Annotated in this window: 25 protein-coding genes; 4 read left to right on the top strand and 21 right to left on the bottom strand. The window is 35.7% G+C overall.

Features of this window, described 5'->3' with window-relative positions:
- Nucleotides 1-218 precede the first annotated feature (218 nt).
- From DFQ12_RS14315 to DFQ12_RS14265, 12 genes are all read right to left on the bottom strand, one after another.
- Nucleotides 219-485: a cysteine peptidase family C39 domain-containing protein gene (locus DFQ12_RS14315; protein WP_279634409.1), complete on the bottom strand. Its 267-nt coding sequence runs from the start codon at nucleotides 483-485 to the stop codon at nucleotides 219-221.
- Nucleotides 482-1,348: a hypothetical protein gene (locus DFQ12_RS14310; protein ID WP_120259731.1), complete on the bottom strand. Its 867-nt coding sequence runs from the start codon at nucleotides 1,346-1,348 to the stop codon at nucleotides 482-484. Before DFQ12_RS14310 ends, DFQ12_RS14315 begins: the two co-directional genes overlap by 4 nt.
- Before the next feature lie 15 nt (nucleotides 1,349-1,363).
- Nucleotides 1,364-2,035: a glycosyl transferase gene (locus DFQ12_RS14305; protein WP_120259730.1), complete on the bottom strand. Its 672-nt coding sequence runs from the start codon at nucleotides 2,033-2,035 to the stop codon at nucleotides 1,364-1,366.
- A gap of 16 nt (nucleotides 2,036-2,051) precedes the next feature.
- Nucleotides 2,052-2,747 carry a class I SAM-dependent methyltransferase gene (locus DFQ12_RS14300; protein WP_120259729.1) on the bottom strand — a complete coding sequence of 232 codons (696 nt, stop codon included), beginning with the start codon at nucleotides 2,745-2,747 and terminating at the stop codon, nucleotides 2,052-2,054.
- Nucleotides 2,748-2,831: 84 nt separating this feature from the next.
- Nucleotides 2,832-3,080: a hypothetical protein gene (locus DFQ12_RS14295; protein ID WP_120259728.1), complete on the bottom strand. Its 249-nt coding sequence runs from the start codon at nucleotides 3,078-3,080 to the stop codon at nucleotides 2,832-2,834.
- Nucleotides 3,081-3,217: 137 nt separating this feature from the next.
- Entirely contained in the window at nucleotides 3,218-4,384 is a 1,167-nt protein-coding gene (locus DFQ12_RS14290; protein WP_120259727.1) for a TlpA family protein disulfide reductase, read from the bottom strand.
- Nucleotides 4,385-4,390: 6 nt separating this feature from the next.
- The gene (locus DFQ12_RS14285) at nucleotides 4,391-5,320 is read right to left on the bottom strand and encodes a glycosyltransferase family 2 protein (protein WP_167457278.1); all 930 of its coding nucleotides are present in this window, start codon (nucleotides 5,318-5,320) and stop codon (nucleotides 4,391-4,393) included.
- Nucleotides 5,307-6,149, bottom strand: coding sequence for a hypothetical protein (locus tag DFQ12_RS14280; RefSeq protein WP_120259725.1), 843 nt, complete (start codon nucleotides 6,147-6,149; stop codon nucleotides 5,307-5,309). The genes DFQ12_RS14285 and DFQ12_RS14280 overlap by 14 nt, the downstream gene beginning before the upstream one ends.
- Nucleotides 6,150-6,152: 3 nt before the next feature.
- Nucleotides 6,153-7,685 (bottom strand): hypothetical protein, encoded by a 1,533-nt coding sequence (locus DFQ12_RS14275; RefSeq protein ID WP_120259724.1) that lies wholly within the window; start codon nucleotides 7,683-7,685, stop codon nucleotides 6,153-6,155.
- Nucleotides 7,686-7,692: 7 nt separating this feature from the next.
- On the bottom strand, nucleotides 7,693-8,613 hold the full coding sequence (locus DFQ12_RS14270) for a TlpA family protein disulfide reductase (RefSeq protein WP_167457277.1): 921 nt from the start codon (nucleotides 8,611-8,613) through the stop codon (nucleotides 7,693-7,695).
- Between the two features lie 260 nt (nucleotides 8,614-8,873).
- Nucleotides 8,874-9,107, bottom strand: coding sequence for a hypothetical protein (locus DFQ12_RS27955; RefSeq protein WP_147420418.1), 234 nt, complete (start codon nucleotides 9,105-9,107; stop codon nucleotides 8,874-8,876).
- Between the two features lie 117 nt (nucleotides 9,108-9,224).
- Nucleotides 9,225-10,859 (bottom strand): vitamin K epoxide reductase family protein, encoded by a 1,635-nt coding sequence (locus DFQ12_RS14265; protein WP_120259722.1) that lies wholly within the window; start codon nucleotides 10,857-10,859, stop codon nucleotides 9,225-9,227.
- Between the two features lie 272 nt (nucleotides 10,860-11,131).
- On the opposite strand from DFQ12_RS14265, the gene DFQ12_RS28155 reads away from it, so the two are divergent.
- Nucleotides 11,132-11,302, top strand: coding sequence for a hypothetical protein (locus DFQ12_RS28155; protein WP_167457276.1), 171 nt, complete (start codon nucleotides 11,132-11,134; stop codon nucleotides 11,300-11,302).
- Nucleotides 11,303-11,393: 91 nt separating this feature from the next.
- Here DFQ12_RS28155 and DFQ12_RS14260 read toward each other — a convergent pair whose 3' ends face one another.
- Nucleotides 11,394-11,840 carry a nuclear transport factor 2 family protein gene (locus DFQ12_RS14260; RefSeq protein ID WP_120259721.1) on the bottom strand — a complete coding sequence of 149 codons (447 nt, stop codon included), beginning with the start codon at nucleotides 11,838-11,840 and terminating at the stop codon, nucleotides 11,394-11,396.
- A gap of 180 nt (nucleotides 11,841-12,020) precedes the next feature.
- Here DFQ12_RS14260 and DFQ12_RS14255 point away from each other — a divergent pair, with 180 nt between their 5' ends.
- Together DFQ12_RS14255 and DFQ12_RS14250 are read left to right on the top strand one after the other, a co-directional pair.
- Nucleotides 12,021-13,034: an ADP-ribosylglycohydrolase family protein gene (locus tag DFQ12_RS14255; protein ID WP_208642555.1), complete on the top strand. Its 1,014-nt coding sequence runs from the start codon at nucleotides 12,021-12,023 to the stop codon at nucleotides 13,032-13,034.
- A 418-nt stretch (nucleotides 13,035-13,452) separates the two neighbouring features.
- Complete coding sequence (locus tag DFQ12_RS14250; protein ID WP_120259720.1) at nucleotides 13,453-13,941, top strand: tol-pal system YbgF family protein; 489 nt, start codon at nucleotides 13,453-13,455, stop codon at nucleotides 13,939-13,941.
- Between the two features lie 302 nt (nucleotides 13,942-14,243).
- Here the strand turns inward: DFQ12_RS14250 and DFQ12_RS14240 are convergent, their stop codons facing one another.
- The 6 genes from DFQ12_RS14240 to DFQ12_RS14210 form a co-directional block, all read right to left on the bottom strand.
- Complete coding sequence (locus DFQ12_RS14240) at nucleotides 14,244-14,732, bottom strand: PepSY-like domain-containing protein (protein WP_120259719.1); 489 nt, start codon at nucleotides 14,730-14,732, stop codon at nucleotides 14,244-14,246.
- A gap of 172 nt (nucleotides 14,733-14,904) precedes the next feature.
- Nucleotides 14,905-15,465 carry a dihydrofolate reductase family protein gene (locus DFQ12_RS14235; protein ID WP_120259718.1) on the bottom strand — a complete coding sequence of 187 codons (561 nt, stop codon included), beginning with the start codon at nucleotides 15,463-15,465 and terminating at the stop codon, nucleotides 14,905-14,907.
- A 413-nt stretch (nucleotides 15,466-15,878) separates the two neighbouring features.
- Nucleotides 15,879-16,325, bottom strand: a complete 447-nt coding sequence (locus DFQ12_RS14230) for a nuclear transport factor 2 family protein (protein WP_120259717.1) — start codon at nucleotides 16,323-16,325, stop codon at nucleotides 15,879-15,881.
- 708 nt (nucleotides 16,326-17,033) lie between these two features.
- Nucleotides 17,034-17,651, bottom strand: a complete 618-nt coding sequence (locus tag DFQ12_RS14220; protein WP_120259715.1) for a hypothetical protein — start codon at nucleotides 17,649-17,651, stop codon at nucleotides 17,034-17,036.
- A 556-nt stretch (nucleotides 17,652-18,207) separates the two neighbouring features.
- Nucleotides 18,208-18,657 carry a nuclear transport factor 2 family protein gene (locus DFQ12_RS14215; protein WP_120259714.1) on the bottom strand — a complete coding sequence of 150 codons (450 nt, stop codon included), beginning with the start codon at nucleotides 18,655-18,657 and terminating at the stop codon, nucleotides 18,208-18,210.
- Nucleotides 18,658-18,863: 206 nt separating this feature from the next.
- The gene (locus tag DFQ12_RS14210) at nucleotides 18,864-19,790 is read right to left on the bottom strand and encodes a 2-hydroxyacid dehydrogenase (protein ID WP_120259713.1); all 927 of its coding nucleotides are present in this window, start codon (nucleotides 19,788-19,790) and stop codon (nucleotides 18,864-18,866) included.
- Nucleotides 19,791-20,094: 304 nt separating this feature from the next.
- Here DFQ12_RS14210 and bla point away from each other — a divergent pair, with 304 nt between their 5' ends.
- A complete protein-coding gene (gene bla, locus DFQ12_RS14205; protein ID WP_120259712.1) occupies nucleotides 20,095-21,000 on the top strand; it encodes a class A beta-lactamase, subclass A2 in 906 nt (301 codons plus the stop codon).
- Between the two features lie 199 nt (nucleotides 21,001-21,199).
- Here the strand turns inward: bla and DFQ12_RS14200 are convergent, their stop codons facing one another.
- Both DFQ12_RS14200 and DFQ12_RS14195 read right to left on the bottom strand, forming a co-directional pair.
- Complete coding sequence (locus tag DFQ12_RS14200; protein WP_147420417.1) at nucleotides 21,200-21,916, bottom strand: hypothetical protein; 717 nt, start codon at nucleotides 21,914-21,916, stop codon at nucleotides 21,200-21,202.
- A 243-nt stretch (nucleotides 21,917-22,159) separates the two neighbouring features.
- Nucleotides 22,160-23,344 carry a glycoside hydrolase family 76 protein gene (locus DFQ12_RS14195; RefSeq protein ID WP_120260019.1) on the bottom strand — a complete coding sequence of 395 codons (1,185 nt, stop codon included), beginning with the start codon at nucleotides 23,342-23,344 and terminating at the stop codon, nucleotides 22,160-22,162.
- Between the last annotated feature and the right edge of the window lie 41 nt (nucleotides 23,345-23,385).

The raw sequence follows: 23,385 nt of genomic DNA, 5'->3' as shown, positions 1-23,385 counted from the left end.
TTAAATATTAATAGTAAAATCAACCATGTTCTTAGCAGTATTTAAGTCTACTACTACTTTTTAAGCAGACGATATAGTATTTATGAAACGATATCTCCAAAACTTCGCTTCTCGATCCACATTCCATCGTTACTACTATTATGAGACGTCTTTGTAATTAAATCCTTATCATATTTAAGTCCAGAAGATCCTTGACTGATCTCCTTCTATTTAAGGGATTAATTTTGATTCCAATGCAGTATACAAGGAAGTTCAATCTGTGTTAACTGATCCAAACTTAATCGTACACTATAAGTCCGAAAACCTAATTTTTCTGCAGCTTCACTAATTTCTAATAGCTTGACATCGTTTTTTGTGGTCTGGCATAGTTTTCTGATTTTATGAATTGAAATCGTCTGTCCATAAAATTTAAACATCATTCGAAGACATGTAGCACCGCAATCCATCACGTCCATCTGCTTATAATGAGGAAATCTCTTTATCACAACGAGCTATTATATAATTTACCCATGTCTTTATCATGCACCGCCATCCAGATCATGTTCATAGGATGAAGATCGGTCAGAAAGCGTCTTTTTTCCTGTAAGATATAGGGCACTCTCTTTGCCCATATATTGTCTCTTACAGATGCAATAATGGTTTCCAAAGATGAACCAATACAATAAGGATCAATCCGAACAAACGCTTTTGGATTAATATAATCTGCAAGATTAGGACATCCTGCGTAGAAACACAATGATTCTGTAATAATGGGATCTACGATTTTCTCTGTAAAATATCCATTTTCATAAGCGTTTTCGCAAGCTACATGGTAGGTATATCTCCATAAGCCTTCATACTTATCTTTTAGATACCCTTTATAATTATTTAGAAGATTAAAAAACTTACCATGTGATGGACGTCCATAAACATCGAAACCGTCCTTGAATACTTTGTCCAATGCTAAAATGAATTCCAGACGAGCTCTGTGCCCAGGAAATCCAGCTAATTCACTGACTACAGCCGATAGGAGCTCGGTTTTATCAACACGATCTGATTCTCCATCAGTCGAAAAATTGACTGGAAAAAATGGCAAATGCAAATGCACATTCATCATCCGTGAGGTGGGGTGCTGCCGCGCAAAGGATGAAAGGCTGGATTCGGTCATAAAAGTAATACTCTTACTTTCATCGTATCCTTTCTCAAGTGTCTGCTGATGAGGAAAAGTCAATATCACCAGACGGTCATAATGATCATCGGTAACAAACTCAAGATCTTTCCATTTATTTTTTCCCTGTAGATAACGGTGTGAGAACCGAAAAAGCAGATCTTGATCTGGTCTTGCAAAAGTAGTTAATCTGATTTTCATAGCTTTTAGTTTACATTATGTTAGCTTTGAACGGAACATTTGATAGATTTTCATAATCTTACCAAGATTTTGCTCGGCCTCAGTAAAGCGCTCAAGTTGATTTTCGGGATACAACTGGTTAAACATGGTCACATCTGAATAATAAAAACATTTCTGATTGGAGAGGTAAGGCACAATGACAAACTTTGAGAGCGCTAAATCTGAAATTGTATTGTCAACCTTCTTTTTAGGATCAAAATCCGTCTTCTGAAGAATGATGTCAAAAAATCGTTTGTAGATCACCAAAAATTGATTTGAACAATAACTTTGTACCCACAAAAGATTTTCCGAAACTGGCAGCGAAGTCTTAAATCCTCCACTCGAGCCTCCTATTAGCAGCTCAGCATTTAATTTATACCCCTCCTGGATAATCTCAAATAGCTTTTGCTTACTATAATTGGCTGTAAACTGATGATCGTCCTCACAGAAAATTATAAGTTCATCCCCGGCATTTTTTGCTTCATGAATAACCTTTACTAAGGATTTCCATAAACCTAAAGCACCAATAGTATCTTCGACGGCCTCAATATAAGTGACCTTGAATTCTTCTCTACCTGCAAATTCTCTCTTTATATGCGCCAATCTGTCTACTCGTTTTCGTAGATTGACTACATATGTTGGTATAAAAATATTCTCTATCAATTCCATACTTTAAAACAGTATTTTAATCGTCGGATTTGCTCGCCAGGTAAAGTTTCTCCTCTGGATTTAAGCCAAAATTTGGGTATTTTTCAAACAGAGAGAATGACTGTAGTTTGAATCCTATCTTCTTCAAACGATCCTCATAATCTATTCCATACAGTCTGACGTGATCATGCTGACCAAAATGTTCAAGTCTATCTTTATTGGTTATTATCTTAGGATCCTCCTCTGTAATTTGAAGCAAAGGTGATATTGGAACTTGGAGGATGGCACTACCTCCTACCCTAAGTATCCGTTTAATTTCTTGTAAAGCTCTTTGCTCATCTACGATATGTTCTAAAACATGATTACAGATGATTAAATCAAATCTACAATCAGAAAACCCCGTATTCAGCAGGTCTGTCTGTCGAATATTATCGCTTTTAGAATAACGTGATAAATCAATATCACCGGTAACATAATCATAAACATGACCGGTAAGTCTTTTTAAAATTACCTTTTCGGGTGCAATATGTAATATTGAAAATTGCTTTTTGAATACACCAAGATAATCAACCAAAAAAGTATACACCAAACGGTCCCGGTCCTTGGAACCACATGTTGGACATTTCACAAATCTATAGCCAGCACCTATAATTTTCTTCCTAACAATAACAGGATGATCAACTCCGACCGGAAGAAGATCTGTATGAATCCCAAAACAAAACGGACATGTCATATATATAATGATTTTGATACATCTAGCTATTAGACCAAAAAGATTAATATCCTTTGGCCTAACAGCTAAATGATTATCTATGTATTATTGACATACACAGGCGTTCGATTCAACATTAACACATGTGCCGGAAGTTCCGCCATTCGTGCATGAACCCGAACACCAGTCATCACCAGATCCATTTACTGGGCAATATCCGTTTTCATCTGCTGTAACGGGGTTAGTCTCTGGGCTAGTACCACCATTCCATCCTCCAAGAACATCCTTTAGCTGCCCTCTAGAAAGCTGTTCTATTTCTTTAAGATTTAGATTTGCCAACGAAATTTTTTTCATTTTTTTTGATTTATAATTATTAAAAGTATAATAGCCACATCTCCCAGGCTATTTATTAGGAGAGCTTGTTAGCAGCTGCTCGACTGTCTATACGATCGTTTGCAACCGACCGGATACTCATCTATATAGTATTTTTATTATTGACCATAATTGGTCACAAGTTGCTCGTATGCATCTTTTTTGCGGATATTTATAGATCGATATTTTCCATCTGCTCCTACGATATAGCTAAAGGGAATTAGATCAACCAGATAATTTCTTTTAACATCTTTCACGTTATCCATCGCCGATAAGCTACGGTAAATAATGGTTCCATCGTAGATCATCTGCTGCCATAGTTTTTCTGTTTGGGGTTCATCAATTGAAATATAGATAATGTCTAATTTTTCTTTTGTCTGTCCATAAAGCTGATTAACCAAAGGAATCATCTGATGGCATGGAATACACCAGGAGGCGGAAAATATCAATAACGTTGCCCGGGATTTGTCTGGAATAACTTTCTCAGTTTTCCGGGTAGATGTATTAATTAACGATAAATTATCAAACTTGGCTTCTAGATATCTCCTGATTTGCTGTCCGGTAGGGTTAGATTGAATATCTGAATCAAAAGCATCAAAAAGTGGTTTAATATCAGTTGACTCTTTATAAAAATTTAATGTTGAAAATAACTTTTTCAACAATGTACTGGAATTTGGAAACATTTGAATCAAGTTTAACCCCTCATCCAGCATCGTCGCGTAAGTCTTTCCCTTATTTTTGGGTGACCTGTTAAACATGGAAAAACCAGACTCCATGGAAACAGCCGAAATGAGCAATTCGGCATCGATATCATTCGGTGAATAGAGATGGCGCTTTGCTGTTACTCTTTCCATACTTCCAGTGCTCGGATTGATCCGGATGCTATTGGGATATACATCCGTTGTTAGATAAGTAAGATCCAAAACAATATCTTTATTGGAGAAGAGGCAGCCTGCACACGTTACCGTATCCTCTTTAAATGGCATACTAAACCCAATGTAATTTTTTACAGCATATTTCTCGTCATAAAAGCCTAGATCTATCTGACTGATGGAATCATAAAGACGCTTGGGATATTCAAAAATATATTTTGATTTATCCGATATGTCCGCTGAAAAGATATATTTAACATTTTCAAGAGTCCTGATTTCCATTGATAGACTGTCCAAATTAGGACCATCGTGAAAGTTTAATACCAACCTATTTTTAAGGTCTTGTCCATAAACTAACGCAGAAATGGTCAATAAATTAATCACAATAAAAAATTTATAAAATACATTTTTCATAAAAAGTTATAGTTGAAATTTATCAAAGATTTTGTTTACAGATTCGATATCAGATTTTGATACTTCCAGCGCACATAATGTATCTAAGTATAGGGATTCCCATTTGGGATCTTTCTCTGTCTCGTTATAGAGATAATGTACGAGCTGACGTTCAATAAGCTTCTGAAATTCGCTATTTACTTTAGATTTATTGTGTTTATTCAAAATTGCAGAGGAAAGAAATTGTTTATAATAATCCTTTGTTAATCTGCAAAACCCCATTCTTGCAGCTTTCTGCTTTTCAATTGTCAGATTATCATACCTATAAAAACTATCTATTGAAAGATGCGCATACTTTATTTTAGGATTATTTAATAATGCCCTCAGATTGAGTTCTACATCTTGCAACCTTTCATACTGCTCGTTCCAGCCGCCAATTGCTTTTAAAAAACCAACACGCCAAACTCCGGACATTGTATGCCAAGGTATTTTATGTTTTACCAGATTTACAATCAAACGTTGGATATCCTGATCCAAGACTTTAAACTCCCCTCTGATTCGCTCCTCTGTGTCAATAAATGCTGTCTTAAAGATATATAGATCAAAACCGCCATACTCCTTTATATAAGCTAGCCTATTCTGTAAGCAATTGTTAGACAAATAATCATCAGCATCAACAAACATCACATATGCCGACTTCAAAAAGGACAGTCCTAAATTACGACACACGTTTGCACCTTTGTGAGAAGAGTATTCTTCTCTTTTAAATAATGAAAACCGCAAGTCGTCTTGTATCTTATCTTCGACGATCTGCCTTCCTCCATCTGTTGAACCGTCATCAATAATGAAACAATGCCAGCAGACTAAAGTCTGCTGCTGAATACTTTCGATCGTTTTTTCGACATACTTCCGATTATTGTACAATGGGATCACAATGGAAATTTCAATTGTTTGCATAGGTAATCTGAACATTTTTGAAATTTGAAAAAAGATAAACTAGAAATTTACCCCGCTCATTATTATCTAAAAATAAACCAGAGTGTGGAATACTGATATAGTTGTCTTTCCAATCGGCAATAACAGAATTCCATATTTTAGATGTATAACTATAAGGTATATCCTTCAATTTTCGCCTTATCTTATTTTTCCAAAAATCATTATTATACTGATGCACACAAACGTATAATTTGGGTAGAACTGAATGTGGGATTTGCGCTGTATCTTCCTTTTCTATAAAATCAAGGATTTCCTCAACAGTTTTATAAAATTCGTTTTCAAATAAACTCTCCGAAACAGTTGTTCCGGACAGATAACTATATCGAAGTACAATGTTCAATTTAGCTTCTACATCATCACCTTTTTCCTCTGTTAGGTATTGATTCAAGCGTTGAATAATTAATTTTATACATTCAAAATGTGTAAATCGACGATAATATGGAGCGGTAATAGATTTGGGATTGATCCTCAATTGGTAATAAGACATAAAATCTAATAATGTATCAACGTTTGGCTGTGCTGAGAGAACTTCTTTTATAGTCAGTTTATAAATTTGATCATCAAAGTCTTCAAGTATTTCATCCTCTTCTCCTACTAGAAAATCTCTATTAAGTAGAAATGCAATCAGCCAGCCAAGTCCGAGGACGCCGCCTTCAAAATTAAATTCGCTCCTGGAAAGAACAGTTGAAACATAATCTTCCACCAATGTACTAATGGGTTTTTTGTCTAAGATATCCTCAATAATCGTAGACAATATTGTATAGGTATTATTTGTATCGGTTATTACCATGATTTAAGAAAAATTATAAGTGGAATCAAGTACATATCCGAAATGTTTTCTGGAGATGGTAGGATCATGTAGAAGATCTCCAATTGATTTAGAGGCTGAATAACCATGTTTAAAATTTAGGATTCGAATTTCATGCGCCTTTCGTGGAAGAGACTGATTGAATTTCCCTTGGTTGGCTGACAAGACTTCAAAATCTAATACTTTAGTAAATACCTCTTTAAACAAAGCGTCAACATGCAAATTTTTATTGGGTAAAACTTTGAGATAAGTATTGTTTAGATTATCCTTTTCTCCGATACGCAACATCTCCTTCAGATCTTCGATGGCGGGTATACTTGCTATCGGTATAAAAATAACTTGCTGATAATTTTCAGGAAGTAAATCTGAATATGTTAAAATAGGTTGATGTATTTCATTGGGTTCTATTATTCCAAATTTTGCTAAAACATAAAATGAAATATTAAAATATTTGGAAATAACTGTGTGAAATAAATCTAAATCGCTAATAATATTATTATCGATTGTATCAATCTCTAAAATCAAACAAGATTTTAAATAGCTATTTCGTTGACTGTCCAGTTCTCTCTTTCTTTGGAGTATGAATTCTACGATCTTTGAGCTGCAGTTTTGCTGGGGGATAGACAAAAGGGAACAGTCATACCAAGGAACCCTATTGAGATACTCATTTTTCTTAAAGAAATCTTCCTTACGTTTGACATCTCCTGAATAATGCAAAATCGCTCTCGTTGTCCATTGCTCAATCGGACTATAGGGCCAAGAAAAATCGAGTTCCTGGTGAATAGATACTTTTTTCTCAACTAACCATAGATTCCATAACACAGCCCACATATCTGCGCACCAGGCCTGTATCCCCCTTTTTTTTGACCGATATTCCCTTGTTTGCTCATAATTATTTTGCCATAACTTATCATTATATTCTCGCATGCACAGATATAAAGATTCAGCATCTCTTTCGACCTTATCCCAAAAATTGGCATCGATCCCATTTAATATATACTGTGCTCCACCTGTATTTGCATCTTCACCTTCAATTATGCTTTTATCTAAGCCCACAATTGACAGCATATCGTCCAAAAGAGCCTCGTTTGCCACCCGTCTTATATAGTTAAGATCGAGGTAGCCTCTCGTGTCAGAAACAAAACACTCATTAATATCGGATTTTGGAGTTTGAGGTATTCTTGAAAAAAGAACGTCCGAATCATGATAAAAGATTGTCTTGAATTGAAGTTCACTAAAGCTTGAAAAATGCTGTTTCAGAATGTGTGGGCGTATAGAAGATGTATAACAGGGCTCAATACGATTGTCTGGGTAAAGGAAAAACTGCGCAAAATCCAAATGGTCATTGATAAATTTATTGAACGCTGGATTTATACCTCTTTTGGGATTATATCCTACCACAACATGAATAGCTTCTTTATCTATAGCTAGTGACTTTAGATTACGCAACTGTAGTTCCAATTGCCATATAAAATAAATATTGTCGGGTTGCGCTGATAGGAAAATTGTACTATTCATGATAAAATTAGTTCATAACTGTTTCATACAGTTTATTTTTCCCTGCTTGTGATCTGATCTCCACAGCTGAAAAAAAACCATCTTTTTCAACGAGGTAACATAGTGGCAAAGATGTCGCACCGATACGCTGTTTGAAAGCATTTACATCAGCTGGAAAGAGACTCCGAAAGGGAAATTTCTCTTGTTTGAGCATCTTTTTCCAATGATCTCTCGTATTTTCGAGATCTACAGATATATAAACGATTGCTAATCTATCACCTAAATCATTATTTATTTCTTTAACCAGTGGTATCATTTTATGGCATGGAATACACCATGAAGCAGAAAAGACCACTAAAGTCGGAATTTCTGGTTTTAAAATAATAGGTTCTGTAGCGCCCGTAGCAACATTTAAAAGCGCGCTATTCGGAAATCTATCCATTAAATAATTCCGTATTTTTTCCCCATAAAAAGTCTCCAAAAGACTAGCCCCAAATTGATTAAAAATAGAACGTAGATCATTTTTATCAGAGAATCGATTGGCATTTAAAGCTAATCGGGCCATTAAAGCACTAGATCTGGGATATCTTTTGACAATAGTCCGGAATTCATCAATTCTTTTTGTATAATTATCTTGCTTAAATTCTGAGAACTTTGAGTCGGTTGAGACCATTGCAGCGGTTAATTCACTATCATCAGTGTGAATTATACTAAAATGATCCCGAATATTTTTAGTCATGACACGCCTTTTTGCTCGAAAATCATATGCTAGTGCATTATAAGAAGAGCTTCCTATTGAGTCATAAGACAGAACAGTGGTACTTTTAGGAGAATAAAAGCAGGAAATACAAAAGAGCTCCTTGTTTTCTACCTTTTGATGCAGGACGATATCATTTTGAATAGAATCCTCTTTGGAAAAAAGGCTAAAGAAAATTGCTTTCTTATACACGCTGTCGGGATAAGAGAAGACCCATGAATTAGGTTCTTTTTCGAGGCCCTCAAAGAAAAGCACCTCTTTTTCTACATTGACTTTTAAAATAAGGTTTGCATATTTTTTCCCGTTGATATCGACTCTTAGTATATTTTGGCTAAATAGGTAAAAGCTATTGCCAATGAGAAGTAGTAAGGATAGCAGGATTTTCATATCAGTTCTTATTATTTAAAAGTAGAACAACTGGAGTTTACTGCTCCAGTTATTCTACCAGATGTTTAGCCGCAATAACAACCGTTGGATTCCGTCAAACATGTGCCGGGATTTCCGGCGGATATCTCACAGCTACCTGAACAGTTTTCCGGATCTCCGGAGTGATCATTACAATTTACTGTAGAGCCACCAGTTTGTGCTGTGCTTATAGACCATCCCCCTAAAACATCTTTTAACTGCTCACGAGATAGTTGTTCTATCTCTTTCAAGTTCAAATTTTCTAATGAAATTTTTTTCATAATTATATTTTTTGTTCTGATGATGTTCATTCGCTCCGGAACATCTTGAGAGGGCATTTGAAGTTGCCAGCTTATATTTTGTTACGTTTGCAACCGCAACAATGATCTATATACACTCTATAAAAAAAAATTTTTTAGCTCCTTTACCCTATAACCATCGGGCATTTCACGTCCATTAACGAATATCGTCGGAGTCACTCTTATTTTCATTGTATCATACCATTCCCTCATTTCACGTATTTTATGATGCTGATGTACTAAATAGTTATCCAATTGGTATTCTTCAGAAAACTTATTAAAATCCTTTGAGCCACCAGCATACCATTTATCTAGGGCAGTATGTGCTACTTGGTCCCCCATTTTTTCCTGTATCTCTAGAAAGAGGGATACAGGCGCATTTTTTATATCCCAGTCTTCGCCAGTTGCAGAAAAAATAATTCTTAGTTTCGTATCTGGATTACCGGCTACAATGGCTTCTAATTCTGGATGGGCTTTTGAACACGGCCCGCAATAAGGATTACAGACTTTTATAATTTCATTCTTTGCATTCGGGTCTCCAAGGAGTATCCCAAGTCCCTCTGGCGACTGTGTAATAGAATTGCTGGTGGAGAGCAATGCGTCAAATACTTCTCGCCTGTAACGTATTTTCTTTAATTGCAATTCGTGGTTTTTAGCCTGCTGCGCCTTTTTCAAAACTGGTAGAAGGAAATAGGTTAGCATCAGAGAAATGGAAAAAATTGAAATTGTATTGATCAAAGGCATTAAACCAAACTCCGTGAAGTTATTTTGAACCGATATATATATAAGACTTACACACGCGTTAAATGTTATAACACACTGAACAATTAAACATAAAGGACACCATTGCCTGACTACTTTAGCTTGATAGTATAAGGAATAAATAACATAAGGAAATGTCATTAAAGCTATGTACGACCATAGGCTTACATGAGAAACAGAATCCGCAAACAGTAATTGATATAAAAAAAATGAAGAGAAGTAGGCAAATCCCCATATGGACCAGCTTATCCCAAGAAACCTCGCTCCTCTGGATGAAAGTACAGCATTACAATTTGATTTGCTACCGAGACTGCCGCAGACCTCTCTTATAAGTGGATTAAAAGCATCAATTTCATGCCATATCAATAGTGTAGAACAGAGCGTCCCAATTGTTGAAGTTAACAGAAAAATTGGCGAAATCCAGGCTGTATTTTTGAAAATAAATACTTGTAGAAAAAGTAGGGTTAAAATTAAAAAGCCTCCAAGATAGAAGGGTAGATTTGAAAAAAAATTGCTTGTTTTCTCATTGATCCTATTTTGCTCATAATTGTATTCATCTTTTTTCGTTCTACCATCAAGAAGCAGTAAAACATCTTTATCAATAGATTCAAAATAGCTGATTTCTGCTGTAACCAGGTTATTGGTTTGAGGATCAAGAAAGCTAATTTTATTTCCATTTACTGCGATAACCACCGTGAAGCTAGCAGCTGGCCAGTCTTCTTTTTGAATTACACTGACGAATGGTGTCTCAATGTCGTCATATTTTATATTCTTTCTCAAAATAGCGAGACTTTTTACGCTATATTCATCAAGAACATCTTTTATTGCCAACATAGAATGAGGATCATTATGTCCATCAATCAATGACAATAAATTGGAAGATGTAAATTTTACTTGATAAAATTTTAGAATACATGCGCAGGCAATTTTTACGGCGGATTCAGATTTTACTATCTCCTTTAAAAATCTCATTAAGTTTATATTTACGGTTCTTGTTTGGTTACTTATCCTCGAAAGATATTACTTTAAATGATAACTAAGTAATGATCATTTACGCATTAAGTATTACCAATGTATGGATTGAGATAAAAATTTTCAACATTTTTTTAGTACACAAACGTTTGCTCTATTTACGAATACCTTTTCGTACTATCAATTCATAACAGGGACATCGTTTGTTATGAACATATTTGTAAACTTGTTAATTAGTAATATTTACCATTGTCTTTTTTGCTCCCACAAATATGAAAGCACGACCAAAAATAGGTCTTGGTTTTTGGGATATAGTTTGGGATAATGTAAAGTCTATAATTGACAAGGTTGCTATCGATTGTACTAATATTGGTCTTATTGTTTTAGAAAATTATATAGATATTAAAAATAAATTCATAATTATCAACAAATGGACAAACTAAAAAAGCCACATCTCACGACGTAGCCTTAAATAAACATATGATTCACTAGTGGATTGCGTTTTATTACGGGCAATCCACCAGTGATAAGGTACTATTTATATGAATTGATCGATTTGGATACTTTCCAGTCATTACCCTCGCGTACCAAAGTCACAAGATCAGTCTTGATGAAGTTTTCAAATTTCAGGGTCACTTTGGCGACCATATAATCCGCGGATTCTTCGATGATGTCGCTCGTTACTGTACAGTTTAGCTTCTCACCTTTTTGTTTTTTCAAAGATTTGATCAACGCGCTACGGCTATGGGTTTGCGCATTAGAAGCTTGAACCTTTTGGCTGAAATCGTCGGCAAATAATCGCTCTACGCCTGCTGACTCGCCTTCTGTCGTAACTGCAACATAATGCTCAAGGGCAAAGTCTGCTGTGGAAAGGTTAACGTTTGCTTTTGCTGATTTTGAACCTGGTCCTTCAGCTGCCATTGCAAAGGTTGATACTGCGATTAAAGCTGCTGCTGCGAATGTTTTTACTAGCGTTTTCATAATGTCTTTATTTTATATTGTTAGTTATATTGTTCTTATTTGTTGATTCAAAACTACAACACAATCTTCCTTTAGCCTATGACCTTTAGACTAACGGACAGGAAAACTCGGTGAATGGTGGAAATGGGCAGGTAAATATTTTTTTATTATCTTGATGTGAAATCATTCATCCAATCATTTATGGACGAACAATCAAACAGATCTGCTAGTGATCCGAATACATCGGCTAGCCAAGCGAAAAATAGAATGTATGGAGCATTGTTTGGTATTGCAGTTGGTGATGCTTTGGGTGTTCCATTTGAATTCAGGTCGAAAGAAGACATACTTAAAAATCCAGCTACTGAAATGATCGGTTTTGGCAGTCATAATCAACCTATGGGTACTTGGTCTGATGATACCTCATTAACCTTGTGTCTTGCGGACTCACTTTTGAATGGGTACAATATATTAGATGTGGCCAAAAAATTTATAGCATGGAAGGAAGGTAAATTGTGGACAGCACGAGGAGATGTCTTTGATATCGGTATCACCACAGCTAAATCAATCAGTGAGCTTAAACATATTATCGAATCCGCGCAAATCGGGGAGCTAACTGCGCTAAGATATCAGGCAAGAGAACAAGACAATGGCAATGGTTCATTAATGAGAATATTGCCACTTTTATTTGAAATCAAAGGACTTAAGCCCGCGGAACAATTTGAGAAAATTTGGGAGGTGTCGGCCTTAACGCACAAGCACATACGCGCCGCCATGGCATGTTTTATCTATCTCAAATTAGCTGAACTCATTTTGCTAGGTTTGGCCAAAGAGCAGGCTTATACTGAAATGCGAAATCAAGTTTCAAAATTCTGGGTAGACAGCAATTTCCCTGACTCAGAAATCATTCATTTTAATAGTACGATTTTACATGACATTCGGTCTAAATCACATAATGAATTAAGGTCCAGTGGTTATGTGATAGATAGTCTAGAATCAAGCCTATGGTTTTTTATGGAAAAAGACAACTACAGGGATACAGTATTATCTATAATAAACCTTGGTGAAGATACAGACACTGGAGCTGCCATTGCGGGGGGATTAGCTGGTTTGTATTATGGACTGGAAAGTATACCTGAAGATTGGCTCCTGAACCTCGCCCGTTATGATGATATCAAATCGCTAATAGAAAAAATAGCGTGGAGATATTTGGATTAGAAATTTCGACAGGAATCTCTAGGACGTATAAGCTAGTTTCAAACTGGTCAATTTAAAACATCGAAATATTTATTTTTAAAACTATTTCAAATCGACTGTTGTTCTTATTATACAAAGCGGCTATTAGTTACCTTTCGAAAGAAAAGACCAACATAAAAATTGGCGTTGTACAGTGAAAATCCAATCGTCTTAAAAAAACATTGGATGACGAAACAAAAAAGAGGAAACGATAGGAAACATAAAAATTACTGTACAAGTAAACGCTAAGAGAAAGGGTCTGATTTAACATCAGGCCCTTTTGACGTAAAAAACCATATCTCACTATATAGTACCCTATAAATTAACCACTAACCTGTACAATACTTTTATAGAATTTTGGTACATTTAAAAATATAAACCAAAAATATATTTTACTTGAATGAGCGCAAATGTTCCTATTGTTCGACAAGTCTCTTGGCCAGCTGTCTTAATCATCTCATTGGTATTGGCTGGTTTTATCGCTATTTCTGTATTTTTCTTTCAAATACATGGGATTATTATGGGTATAGCTTTCTTTTGGGCCTTAGCTGTCCTATTGAATCAGACAATTCCGACAAGCCACAACAAAGGGATGAAAGCTATAAAACGAAAGGACTTCAAAGTGGCCCTAGAATACTTTAAGCAAAGTGCTGATTTTTTTACAAAGTATGCTTGGGTAGATAAATATCGTGCTATAACATTTTTAAGTGCTTCAAAAATGTACTATCGGGAAATTGCACTTTGCAATATTGCATTTTGCTATGTACAGACAATGGAAGCAGAAAAAGCAAAATCAACCTATGAAGAAATTCTAAAAGAATATCCTGGCAATGGAATCGCTTATTATGCACTAAATTCAATCAATACGTTTTCGAAAAAGATTGATTAACAAGAGCAAGTCCGACAAATAATTCTGATCTTTCCATAGGTATGGTGCTTAAGTAAGCATAGAAATATCACTATTGCTATCCGCCGCCCCAAATATCTCTTGTAGATTTTATTGAAAGAGCCTTTTATCAGGCAATTATGTTTTGTACCCCGCTAATACGATTGGTGAAAGACTACGGCTCAAAGCATGTTCGACCGTCTTCCTATCCTTATCTTTACATAATAGAATACGAATACATGTATTCTCGTTTGATCTGATGATGCATATTGAATATAAATTTACTCATCAAGGAAACAGTGTCCTTATTTTTTCTTTCGCAAAAAATGACCTTTGGTATCAAAATACAATTTATTGTCATTGGTTAATTCCAATTTATACCCTTTATTAGATTTATCTATGCTTTCGACACCTATGCCATTATAATTTTCTTTCAGGTAAGATTGAATGGACTGCGGAAAAAAACTGCTGGGCAGCGCAATACCGTCTGGTGCCTGAACTTCAATCCAGTTGCCTAACTTGCCAAAGTCAATTTCCGTATGATCAGCCAATATCACTTCGTGAAATGTCCCCGTAACGGTGGGTGATTTCTTTGTCTTTATTTCAAGTATCTGTACATTTGGAAAATATTCCTTAATAAATGCAAGTGCACTATCAGGTAAAGGAGTTTTTTCAAAAGAGGCTGATATAACTTGATTGTCCTTGCTCGCATTATAATCCCTATTATTCTGAGCTGCATTGGAACATGCACAGAAAATTAAACAGGTCGGTAGTACCAAAAATAGTTTCCACATGATAGTTTTTCTTATAACAACTTAAAATGCACGAAAATGTTTTAAGTAATATCCATCCCTTTTAAAAAATGGATTTTAAACCTGATCGTTCAGTTGCCATAGCGAAAGTGCATATGGTGACTAGTGCAAAAATATCGCATAATTATTAATTCGTAGCGTAGGTAATTTTATATCAATTATAAGGTCGGTAAATATGCAAATTACTACCACATGAATAGCGTCTAGTACTGATTAAATCGAGTTTGATCCGATCTGATATATTGGGGAACAACGGCCTTCCCGAGCCAAGAACAACAGGATATACCATTAATGCATATTCATCTATTAAATCTAACTTTGCGAGTTGAGAGACAATAGTACCGCTTCCGTAAATAAGAATATCACCCCCCAGACCACGCTTCAATTCCTCAATATCATGTTTATTGACCTCCCTAACAATTTTTGTATTGTTCCAATCAGCCTTGGCAAGTGATTTTGAAAAAACAATCTTAGGTGTATTGTTCATGAAATGAACAAACGATGGCCGATCCGATACAGTCAAAGTCTCATCGGACCAGTATTGAAACATTACTTCATAGGTCTCCCTACCATAAATAATCGTATCCGCTTTATTCTGCCGCTGTTCATAAAAATCCTCGATTTCGCTATCCCAGGGAAACCAATCTGTTTCTCCATGAATACCTGCGATAAAACCATCAATCGATACCCAGTTTAAAAGGCTAATTTTTCTCATAATAAGCTTAATTTTAATTGTAATTTAGGATCGTGATTTTTTTCTACAAAACTATTTTTGAATAGAATAAAATTATAGATTTATAACCTTTAAGCACTTATCATAAGGCAAGAAAACAGTTATGTTTCTTCCTTAAATCTTTAAGTACATTAGTGATTGATGAGGAAATTATCGAAACTTCATATCAAGAATATAAATTTGAACATATCTCCATTTTCAAACCTTTCTTTTAGCCATTTGATATTGTATTGTGACATAATGCCATTTCTATGTTAATAAAGGACTAATTTAAATATAATAGCTACCAAACAAAATAATATCAGGAAAATAGCGCATTCTAATATAGATGAAAGTAAAAAAGCCGCATCTTTCGATGTGGCTCTACAACATTTATATATTTATTGAGATGGCTCTTATTGATAGGAATGAATTGACTTGGACACCTTCCAACTCTCATTCTCGTAAACCAACGTCACAAGATCCGTCATGCTAAAGTTGTCAAATTTTAATACAATTTTTGCAATCATATAATCTGTCGATTTTTCGACGATCTTGATATTCACTTTGCAGTTCAGGATTTCTCCCTTTTGTTTTTTCAACGATTTGATCACTGTACTACGTCCGTAGGTCGATACATTGGCCGCCTGGATCTTTTGACTAAAATCTTCGGCAAACAACTGCTCCAAACCTACCGATTCTCCCATTGTCGTTACCGCAACATAGTGCTCTAAGGCGAAGTCTGCCGTAGAAAGGTTGATGCTTACTTTCTCTGATTTGGAGCCTGGTCCTTCAGCTGCCATTGTGCATGTGGATACAGCGAATAAGACTGCTGCTGTTAATGTTTTGACTAATCTTTTCATAATGTCTTTTCCATACTAATGAGTGCATAAAGCATATAGAATCCGTTTTATCAACCGCATGCCAAATACTATACCAGTCGCCACAATAAGCCCATTTGTATCTCCTAAGCGCTTCAATGGCCTTTTTTAGATCTTCTTCTAAAAAAGAGATGTACGCATACGAACAGTTTATAAACATATTGTCCGCATACGTACAGCGCATCAAGAGTCTAACAAGAGACTAACTATAGTGAATGCTGGTGGTATTCCTTCGAAAAACTGGGTTATTTGAAAATAGAGATTTCGGAGTGGAGCTGAACAGGCTTCGTCAGTTGTTTGTTGAGGTATAGGAAAACTCCTTTTACTTTAGCCACTTCTAGATTAAAAATCCACACATGGAGAGATTTAAGGATAGGTTAATCGCTATGGTCAGTGATGGCTATTAAAGTCTGAATAATCTGCCAACTATGCTAACTATATAAATTAAGATATAGAAAATAAAAATAAACACAAAAAGGTTTATTATACGATTTAGTAAATACAGAGGAACTTCAGAAAGCTCAATTTCCCCAAAAATAAGATCCAAAAATGTATAAACAAAAACTAGTATCAAAGGATACTTTATCATAATCCATAGTGTTGTATTTTTTTTCATTTTAGTTATATAGATACCCTCATCTCTCCTATATTTATAGACATCGCTAGACTCAATCATGCTACACGAATAGGTTAGCCTGTCGTGTAAATTATAAAAATAGCCACCAATATTAAAACTGATATCACAACCGCTGCTACGGTAGGCCTAGCTCTATATTTGAGATCTTTTGGAAACATTAGCTGGCGAATAAGAGATAAGCCGACTGCACCAACCCCCGAAAGAAACAACCTGATATAAAAGCTACTGTCACTAATATCCATATAGTTTCCGCCGATATAATCAATAATAAAAATCTGTAACACCGTGAAACCTATTGCAAATAACAAAGAGGCGACTGCACCCTTGATGTCTTTTATTTTTACAAAATTTAGCACTTGAAGTATAGCCCCGAAAATAACTCCAAAAAATAGACTAAAAAATAATATTGCACTATTTTTATATAATTCGATGGCATTTTCATCGGTTGTAGCTCCTTCGTCCCAAGAATTCTCCTCTGCAAACTCCGCCTCTCTCTTCTTATTCACCAGTGCTTCAATCTCCTCCGATTCATCTGGAGTGAAATTCCGTCCCCTTTCTTTTAAAATCTCATAAGCATATTGAACCGCATCAGCTACTGATCTACTATCCGGTTTTATATACTTTTCAAGCTCAATGTCCGAAAGCTTTTTGATAACATTTCTATTTACCATAAAATTTAATAATCCTTTACATTGTTGCACAGACGAACAGTAGTCCAATTGCCCCAACTATTTGTTATGTTTCCCGCGAAACACTGTTTTGAAAAAAAAAGATGATTGCACCTTAATATTCCTAATTAAGCTAAATTTAAACAACAGTGTTTATTGTTTTTGATATTATAAAACTTAAACGGCCCTTGGCATAAAATTCAGATTGTATGCTGCAATAAAATTACATCGATTTCAATTTAAAAATATATCAATTCAAAAAAAAATATTTATTTCCAAAACGATTTTTAAACGACAACTGTTCTTATAATAGAAAACGGCTATTAGCTGCCTTTCGAGAGAAAGGTCCAACATAAAAATTGGCGTAGTACAGTGAAAATCCAATAGGCTAAAAACGTTGGATGAGGAAACAAAAAAGAGGAAACGATAGGAAACATAAAAATTGCTGTACAAGTAAATGTTAAGAGAAAGGGTCTGATTAACATCAGGCCCTTTTGACGTAAAAAAGCCACATCTTCTGATATGGCTTACAACTTATATATTTATTCTAGATGGCTTCTTATTTATAAGAATTGACAGATTTGGACACTTTCCAGCTGTTACCCTCACGTACCAAAGTCACAAGATCAGTCTTCGTGAATTCTTCAAAAGCTAAAGTAACCTTGGCTACCATAAAATCCGCTGATTCTTCAAGGATTTGTGTACTTACCTTACAATCGAGTTTCTTTCCCTCCTGTTTTTTAAAGTAGTTAACCACTTCTTCACGGCTATGTGTTATCCTTTTGGAAGAAGATTGGACATTTTGGCTGAAGTCCTCGGCAAACAATTGCCCTACTCCAGCTGATTGACCTTCGGTAGTGACCGCAACATAGTGTTCTAGGGCGAAGTCCGCTGTTGAAAGGTTAACGGCTACTTTTTCTGATTTTGAACCTGGTCCTTCAGCTGCCATAGCTAATGTCGATACTGCGATTAGGGCTGCTGCTGCGAATGTTTTTACTAATGAGTTCATAATGTCTTTATTTTATATTGTTAGTTTTTTAGTTTCTTTTCTAATTGTCGCAAGGATATTGATTTTGTTGCATCATTTCCTTGTAGATTCTGAATCAAAACTACAACACAATAGGTCCTTAGCATGCAGCCTTTAGACTAACATTACGGAAAACTCGGCGAATAGCGAAAATGGAGCGGTGAATGCTCCGAGCATAACGCAAACTTTTAATAACCTTTTTCCAAAGAAACTTCGTTGAGTAAAGGTCGTCCTTCAGTCATTCTTCTATAATTATCCACTACCTGTAAGACCGAAGAACTAATATTTGTCCTACTTGCAACATGTGGAGTTATAAAAACAGAACTGCAATTCCAGAACGGATGATCTTGGGCTAATGGTTCTTGATGAAATACATCGAGGTAAGCGTTAGCAATTTGCTTCTCAGCGATCGCTTCTAATAAATCTTCATCAACAAGATGTTCGCCTCTACCGACGTTAAGTAGAACTGTTCCCTTGGGACATAAACTGAAAAGATCATGGTTTAGAATTCCTCTTGTCGCATCAGTCAATGGCAAAACATTCACAATAAAATCTGTTTTCTCAACGGCCAGGCCAAGTCCCGCAATACCCGTGAAAGAGTTTACCCCTTTTAGATTTTTAGCTGAATTCGACCACCCGTTTACCTTGAAACCCAACTGGGCTAACCTTTCAGCTACATAACCGCCGATTTCACCCAACCCTAAAATCGTTACACAAGTTTGACCAATAGATTTATATACCAGGGGCTGCCAATGTTGTTTCGCTTTTTCTATGGCATAAGCCGAAAAATTCTTCATCGAATGCATCAAACATGTCAAAACGTGCTCAAACATATCACTTTTTAACATGGGGTCTACAATCCTACAGGTCTGGATATGTGAAGGTATAGATTCAGGAAATAAATGATCTATCCCAGCTCCTCCAGACTGGATAACTTTTAGATTGGGAAAATGAGTATAATAATCTGCCTCAGGCTTCCAACAAAGTGCAAGCTCGATCTCCTCATTATTTTCGATCTCAGGATAGATCTCAACGTTTATTTCGGGTAAATGTTTATTGATTTCGAACTTCCACTCTTCAGCCCGACCACTACTTAATACCAATGCTATACTCATGTTGCTTTCATTTATACGAAAATAACATTTATCCTAAAAATAGTAATGTACTTATTCCAGAATAGCTTTATTATCTGATAACCTGGGATTCACCCCTTAGCTGTTTATTTTTGGAAAACGTAAAAAAGGAAACGATAGGAAACATAAAAATTACTATACAAGTAAGCGCTAAGAGAACAATCTAATATTAATTCCAAACCAACTATTTGCTCGAGGTATTCCATTTTTTGATAATTTAGAGTCATCAAGAATCATTTAACTGACTTGTAAAAGTTTAGCTAACAAAATGTAAACAGAAACGAACATGAGAAGACTATTACAATTGGCACCTTTATTCTTATTATTGGTAAGTTGCTATACATCGAGTAAAAAGACAGATTTATTACGGAATAAAATAGCTCAGATCGTTTCAGATAAAGACGCAATTGTTGGTGTTTCTATCATCGGAAATAATGGTCAGGACACAATCTCCTTAAACGGAGATCGGCGGTTTCCAATGCAAAGTGTGTTTAAATTCCATATCGCATTGGCTGTACTGTCTGAAATTGACAAAGGAAATCTTTCGCTGGATAAAAAAATAGAGATAGGTAAGGATGAACTTTTACCTGCAGATTTTTGGAGTCCATTGAGAGATGAAAACCCCAATGGTGGAAGTTTTACAATTGAAAAATTAATCCAATATACCGTTTCCCATAGCGACAATACGGCTTGTGATGTACTGATTCGGCTGATCGGAACGCCCAAAACCGTTGAAGATTATTTCAAAAAGAACAATATCAAAGAAATACAAATTACATATAATGAAGAAGAGATGCAGGCCAAGTGGGAAAATATGTTTCAAAATTGGACTACCCCAAAAGCTGCAAGTGAGACGATAAAAATGTTTTATGAGAATAAGAACAATTTACTTTCAAAAAGCAGTTATGATTTTTTTTGGAAGACTAATATAGAAACAACAACTGGGGCAAATCGAATAAAAGGACAATTACCAAAAGAAACAATTGTAGCCCATAAAACCGGTTGGTCCGGAACAAATAAAACAACTGGCATTACTGCAGCTGTAAACAACATTGGTCTTGTATTTTTACCCAATGGTGAGCATTTTATTATTAGTGTTTTTGTGAGTGAATCAAAGGAAAATTTCGATGCCAACGAGAAAATTATCGCCGACATTGCTAAAGCCACTTATGATTTTTATACCAAGCAATAATCAATGAAAAAACTGAAGATAAAGAACTTGCCAAAGAATTCAAAACATGTCATATAGTCCCTGCCAACGACAATAAGTGTTTAACAGATCCCAAAACGCTCAAGCCTACGAGTGCAATAAGCTCCTAAGCGATGGATGTTGAATTAACCAACAGAAAAACGCGGTCGACGGTGGAAATCGGGAGATCAACTATTTATTCTCAAATACCGGATTTCACCATTACATTTCCAAGTGTATCTACAGTCTCAAGAATTGCCTGATTATTTTTATCGACCATAATACGGATTCGAGGTCTTCCTTGACTGTCATGTATAAATAGACCGATCTCATCCTTATAATTTTTACCTAAAAACATACGGTCAGTCGCCAGAAGACCTTCATTACGCATAATCGTTACTGCTGAATCTCGTACTTGTTTTGAATCCGAAGTAGTCAGCTCTTTATATCTATCTTGTCGCTCCGCAAAGGCATCTTCTTTCCCATAACTCCATAATTGAAGGCCATATTTCCTTTTCTTGGTCTGGGTATCCTCCATATACTGTAACTGCATGATCTGATCATCCTGATATTTATCTATGGAATACACCATCCCAGCACTCTCTTTGTCATTATCGTATACAAGTCCGCCACATTCATCTCCATCGCTGTTAAAGAAAATCAATCCGGCCTCTCTTTCCCTTGGTTCGAGATCCTTTTTGAGCATTCTTCCAGGATGCTGCCGAGCCTTATTACTCAATACCATTTTAATTGTACCATCGGCCTCCCGAATATTTATCCTTTCGACATCAAGAACAGATCCGCTTCTGTCGTGGTTTAATACAGTAAATACAGTTACTATCATTCCTAGAAAAAGGACTAAGCATGCACCTATAAGTAGCTTAACTTGTCTTTTCAATTTCAAAATCTCTGAATTCATAATTGATTAATTTAATGGATATCGTTGAACCACCCCGTAAGATTAATATCGTTTCTCTTTCACCGAAGACAAAATCTATAACCTTAATAATCAAAGCTATAAAATAATATTCTTTCATTTACATAAAACCATAGGAAAGTAATCTTAGGGCGCAACAAAAAGGCCACATTGTGAAATGTGGCCCTAAATAAGCTTACGCCCCATCTGTGATCAGCCGTAATGATTTGTTTTGTATAGAACCTACTAATACCCGAATTTTGCTAAGCGGCCGTACATCTCCACAAAAGCACATTGATCCAACAACCACTTGGATTTTTTGGGTTTCTCCAATGTCCAATCAGCATCAAACAGCCCATCTTGATCGCGCATTTTATCCCATGCCAGATCAAGATTTTTCGCAAAAATGTCCATGTATTTTCTATTCCCATCTTGTTCGAACAAACTGATATATCCCCGCATCATCACAGCATGGAACCAGACATTACTGTTTTTTAAGATTGGAAAATCAATTCCGTCTCTGGTTTGAAAAAAATAGCTTAAACAAGCTTCAGCCAGCTGCTGTGCATCCATCAGATACTTTTTTTCCTTTGTCAGTTTATAAAGCAAGGCCGCAGCCTGCAACATCTGGCCTGAATTATAGGAATATTTGGCTTTATCTACCTTACCATTTAGATGTATATTATCCCAATACAGCTTGTCATCTGGATCTTGCAAACTTGCTTTTGTCCATTCATATAGCCGTCGACCTTCATTTAGATAATTCTTCTCCTTGGTTGCTTCAAACAGTTTTAGGGCAAACACAGCTGCTGGAGCATTCGAACAGGCATTTTTAGATTCCTTTTTTTGCTCACACCAATAAATACCACCGCCAAGCTTGTTATCTTCACCACTCTTCACAAAAGCCCATATTTCTTTTGCATTTTTGAGGTAATCAGCTTTTTTGGTCTGGATATAGCTATCGGTAAAATCAATACCCAACCATATATTGTCATCGTAAAAACGGTCTGATGCCGGTGCAGAATTGATATAAGAGGCATAACCTACAGGTACACGCTGTTCATCTCTGTATTCACGGAGTCCTACCAGTACCTTTTGATCTAATACTTTCTGATGGTCGGCTTTATCCTTTGACAGCTCCATCAACGCATTTACGGCCGAGAAACTGCCCGAGAAAGGCCAGAGATAGGCGTATTTTTTCTGCTGCCCTGCTTGTTCGTTATTATTCAGATAATCTGCTTTAAAATTTTCATCAAAAGGATATTTTTCGATCAATAATTTATTTTCAGCGCTCCCATATTTGTTATAGACCACATCTAGGGTCTTTTGCGCACGTTCGGAAAATTGATCTTTTTTAACTTGTGCATGCGTCGTCAAATAGCATAATCCTGTCAAAAGTAATGTCGTCGTTATCTGGTTTATTTGTTTCATTTGCATCTATTAGTTTAATGAAGCCATCAGGAACTAATGTT

The sequence above is a fragment of the Sphingobacterium detergens genome (assembly GCF_003610355.1).
Classification (GTDB): domain Bacteria; phylum Bacteroidota; class Bacteroidia; order Sphingobacteriales; family Sphingobacteriaceae; genus Sphingobacterium; species Sphingobacterium detergens.
Note: the sequence above shows the minus strand (reverse complement) of the source record. Positions and strands in the feature narration are given on the sequence as shown.